Here is a 4,529-nt window from a genome sequence, read left to right as displayed (position 1 = left end):
ATTGTCCGCTGGCGGGTGAGGTCGTGCCCGAATCAACCATTAGCCACATGGACCACTAGGGCATCCGGATCAAGGACCGACCCCCTTCCACGGAACACCCCGGCTTGTGCTTCCGCTCCCAACAAGAGACGGGCGAATTCCGACCAATAACTAGAAGCACATTCAAGAAGAGAGACCAGAAAGGTGATAACTATGCTGAAATACCCACCGCTTTCCGGCACGCTGTTGGTAACGGCGGCCACTCTGGCCGGTTGCAGCCAGGAACCACCCGCCACCGAGCCGCAATCCTCCAGCGTCCAGCCCGAGCAGACCCAGCAGACCCCGGTCGCCCAGGTCCATCTGTCCAACGCCCTGAGCCGTGCCGTCAGCGATGAGCCCTATTTTGTCAGCTTCGACGAACTCGGACTGACGCGTCAGGATGCGTTGGACAGCGAGTTGGGAGCGACCGTAAACGGTACGCCGGTCGCCACGCAACTGATTGACCGTGACGGCGATGGGCAGAAAGACGGCCTGCTCACCCTGGTCAATCTTCCCTCGGCAGGCACCATTGAGCTGGTCATTGATCGCGGGCTCGCCAGCCAGGCGCCCGAGGTGGCCAAGCGTACACAGGCGGAAATTTCCCACAAGGTGGGCGGTGAATGGCAGCCGCACTCCGATGAAAACCGCGAAGGCATGTATGAGTATGTCGGCGGCGAATTTGAAAACGTCGAGAGCCTGACACCACCCGAAGAGCACTCTGATCACTCCTATTACATCCGCTATGAAGGCCCCGGCATCGAATCGGATCTGGTGGGGTACCGGGTCTATCTCGACTGGCGCAACGGCTTTGATATTTTCGGCAAGAAAACCCACGACATGGTTCTGCAGAATGTCGGCAAGGACGGCTACGATTCCTACCACGAGCCGGCCGACTGGGGCATGGACATCCTCAAAGTTGGCGACTCCCTTGGCGTCGGCGGCTACGGATACTGGGACGGTGAGCACGTACACCGCGTTTCTGAAGTGGACGGGTGGGATGCCAGGATTCTGGATAACGGCGACCTTTACTCCTCATTCAGCATCCACTACAAAGATTGGCAGGTGGCGGACACCACGGTCGACCTGACCGCACAATTGTCCATGACTGCCGGCAGCCGCCTGGTACACGTAGACCTGGAACTGAGCGACGAGCTGGACAACCTGACCACGGGCATCGTCAAACATCCGGGCACCGAGCTGATTGAAGGCGAGGTCGATATTACCGGCAAGGCCTACACCTATGTGGCAAGCTGGGGCAAACAGAGCCTGAGCGGTGAAGACGACTACCTGGGCATGGCCCTGTTGTTCCGTAAATCCGACCGCGAGGGGCAGACCGAAGACGAGCACAACTATGTGACCGTACTCGACGCGGCGGGCGAAGATGTGGACTACTACTTCCTGGCGGTCTGGCAGCACGAGCTGGACGGCATCACCACCCGTGAAGCGTTTGTCGAATACCTGGAGGGAGAGGCCGAACGCCTGACCCTGGCTCCGCGTGAACGCCTCACTACCGCACACAGCCAGGAACAGAAAAATCCGCCGGCGGACGCCGAGGCGGCGCTGAACTGGAGCAAGCGCCTGGCCGATTCCGAGCTGGAGCGCAAAACCATGAGGTACCACGTGGACGGCTGGGACACCAACCGCGAGCGTCCGCCCAAGTTCGAGTACGACATCATCGGCCTGCTCCCCATGGCCTACGATGAACTCAACGAAGTGGCACCGGCGGAGCGTTACGCCAAAGTTCTGCCCCATGTGACCGGCAGCTTTATTGGTGAAGAGGGCGAGATTGCCCGCTATAAAATGACCAACTTCAGCGTGGATAACGTCAAGCCCGGCGTGGGCGTCCTGCGCCTGTGGGAGCAGACCGGCGAAGAGCGTTTCAAACTCGCCGCCGATCAGTTGCGCGAGCACCTGCACAAGCATCCCCGCACCAGCGGTGGCGCTTTCTGGCACAAGGAGCGCTACCCATGGCAGGTCTGGCTGGATGGCGTTTACATGGCCATGCCCTACCTTGCCCACTACGCGCTCCTGTTCGAAGAAGGCGAGCAACAGCACGAAAGCTGGGCCGAAGTGGTCAAGGAGTTCGAGATCACCCGCGAAGAGCTGCGCGATCCCGAAACCGGCCTGTATTACCACGCCTGGGACGAGAAAAAACAGCAGGATTGGGCCGACCCCGAAAGCGGTCTGTCCGAGCATTTCTGGGGCCGCGGTTTCGGCTGGCTCACCATGGCCACCGTGGATGTACTGGACTTCATTCCGGAAGAAGAAACCGAGCTGCGCCAACCGATCATTGATATGATCCAGGAGATTGCTGTCGACCTGCAGAAGTACCAGGACCCCACCGGCACCTGGTGGCAGATCATGGATCAGCCCGATGCGCCGGGCAACTACCGCGAATCCAGCGCGAGTGCCATGTTCGCCTACTTCTACGCCAAAGCCATTCGTATGGGCTACCTGGATGACAGCTTCCTTCCGGTCGCTCAGAAAGCCTATGATGGCCTGATCAACGAATTCGTGACGGTTCATGAAGATGGCAAGATCAGCATGACCAATATCTGTCTGGTAGCCGGCCTGGGTTTTGGCCGCGACGGCAGCTACCACTACTATATGAGCGAACCGGTCTGGGAAAACGACCCGAAAGGTACGGGGCCGTTTATTCTCGCCGGTATCGAAATGCACCGCCTGCTCCAAGGCAAGTGAGGTAACCCATGAAACAGATCGAAGAACGCTTTGCCGTTCACATCGACGACTACAAGCACTACGACACAGAGAAGCTGCGCAAGCACTTTCTGATCGAGAAGATTTTCGAAGACGATCAGATCCACTTTGTGTACACCCACTACGACCGGATGATGGTCGGTGGTGCCAAGCCGATCAACAAGGCCGTGACCCTGGAGCCCGTGGACCAGCAGAAAGCCGAGCACTTTCTGGACCGGCGTGAACTGGGTGCCATCAACATCGGTGGTGACGGTATCGTCACGGTAGACGGCACCGATTACGAGCTGGAATCCAAAAGTGCCATCTACGTCGGCCGCGGCGCCAAAGAAGTCAGCTTTCGCAGCGTCGATGCCAGCAACCCGGCCAAGTTCTACCTGAACTCCGCGCCCGCGCACCATGCCTACCCGACCAAAAAAGTCGGCATGGGCGATGCCAATGTGCTGGAACTGGGCTCCTCGGACACCTGTAACGAACGTCGGGTCAATCAGTTGCTGATCAACGGCATCATCGAAACCTGCCAGTTGCAGATGGGCATGACCGAACTGCAGCCCGGCAGCATCTGGAATACCATGCCGGTGCACACCCACACCCGGCGGATGGAAGCGTATTTCTATTTCAATGTGCCGGAAGATCAGGCCGTGTGCCACTTCATGGGCCCGAAAGACGACACCCGTCACTTGTGGATTCACAACGAGCAGGCCGTTCTGTCTCCGCCCTGGTCCATGCACTCGGGCGTCGGCACCGCCAACTACACGTTCATTTGGGGCATGGCCGGTGAGAACCTCGACTACACCGACATGGACTTCCACCAGCCACACGAACTGAAGTAAGGAGCTTCTCTATGAGTCATCATCCCCTGTTCGATCTGACAGGCAAAGTGGCGCTGGTTACCGGCGCCACCCACGGAATCGGCATGGCCATGGCCAAGGGCCTGGGCAGCGCCGGCGCCACCATTGTGGTCAACGGTCACTCTTCCCAGGAAAAAATCGACAAGGCCGTGGCCGAATATGAAGCCGAAGGCTACAAGGCCTTTGGTTACAAGTTCGACGTCACCAAAGAAGACCAGGTGATTGCGGCGGTCGACAAGATCGAGAAAGAAGTCGGCCCGATCGACATCCTGGTGAACAACGCCGGTATCATCAAGCGTGTACCCATGCTCGAAATGCCCGTGGAAGAGTTCCAGCAGGTGATCGATACCGACCTGGTGGGCGTGTTCACTATGACCCGTCCGGTCGCAAAGAAAATGGTTGAGCGCAAGCAGGGCAAGATCATCAACATCTGCTCCATGATGAGCGAGCTGGGCCGCGACTCTGTCGGCGCCTACGCCGCCGCCAAGGGTGGCCTGAAAATGCTCACCCGTAACATGGCCACCGAATGGGCGCGCCACAATGTGCAGGTCAACGGCATCGGCCCCGGCTACTTCGCCACCAGCCAGACAGCCCCGATCCGGGTGGAAGGCAACCCGCTCAACGAATTCATCATCAGCCGCACTCCGGCGGGCAAATGGGGCGACCCGGATGACCTGCAGGGCGCCGCGGTATTCCTGTCCTCCAAGGCGAGCAACTTTGTGACCGGGCAAATCGTCTACGTGGACGGCGGCATTCTCGCCACCATTGGCAAGCCTGCCAACGAGTAAGTTTCAGCAGACCCTTTCTGCGGTTTTGATACGGCGCTTCGGCGCCGTTTTTTTGTGCTTCAGAAAAGTCCCTCCGGGGTCTGTCGGGTTACGCTTCGCTAACCCGACCTACAGGACCGTTGGACTTCCGATCTGGTCGTCGGGTTACGCTGCGCTA

3 protein-coding genes are annotated in these 4,529 nt (G+C 59.0%); all 3 read left to right on the top strand.

Features of this window, described 5'->3' with window-relative positions; all coding sequences use genetic code 11:
* The first annotated feature begins 192 nt into the window (after positions 1-192).
* From B3187_RS15700 to B3187_RS15690, 3 genes are read left to right on the top strand one after another with little or no spacing between them, the layout of a single operon-like run.
* Entirely contained in the window at positions 193-2,718 is a 2,526-nt protein-coding gene (locus B3187_RS15700) for a glycoside hydrolase family 88 protein (protein WP_286807398.1), read from the top strand.
* 8 nt (positions 2,719-2,726) lie between these two features.
* Positions 2,727-3,566: a 5-dehydro-4-deoxy-D-glucuronate isomerase gene (kduI, locus tag B3187_RS15695; RefSeq protein WP_123639219.1), complete on the top strand. Its 840-nt coding sequence runs from the start codon at positions 2,727-2,729 to the stop codon at positions 3,564-3,566.
* 11 nt (positions 3,567-3,577) lie between these two features.
* Complete coding sequence (locus B3187_RS15690; protein WP_286807397.1) at positions 3,578-4,372, top strand: gluconate 5-dehydrogenase; 795 nt, start codon at positions 3,578-3,580, stop codon at positions 4,370-4,372.
* Positions 4,373-4,529 lie beyond the last annotated feature (157 nt).

It is taken from the genome of Marinimicrobium sp. UBA4209, assembly GCF_002381585.1.
Lineage (GTDB): Bacteria > Pseudomonadota > Gammaproteobacteria > Pseudomonadales > Cellvibrionaceae > Marinimicrobium > Marinimicrobium koreense.
Note: the sequence above shows the minus strand (reverse complement) of the source record. Positions and strands in the feature narration are given on the sequence as shown.

Coding starts and splice junctions, on each gene's coding strand:
- B3187_RS15690 (WP_286807397.1), top strand. CDS start 3,578: ATGAGTCATCATCCCCTGTTCGATCTGACAGGCAAAGTGGCGCTGGTT.
- B3187_RS15700 (WP_286807398.1), top strand. CDS start 193: ATGCTGAAATACCCACCGCTTTCCGGCACGCTGTTGGTAACGGCGGCC.
- kduI (WP_123639219.1), top strand. CDS start 2,727: ATGAAACAGATCGAAGAACGCTTTGCCGTTCACATCGACGACTACAAG.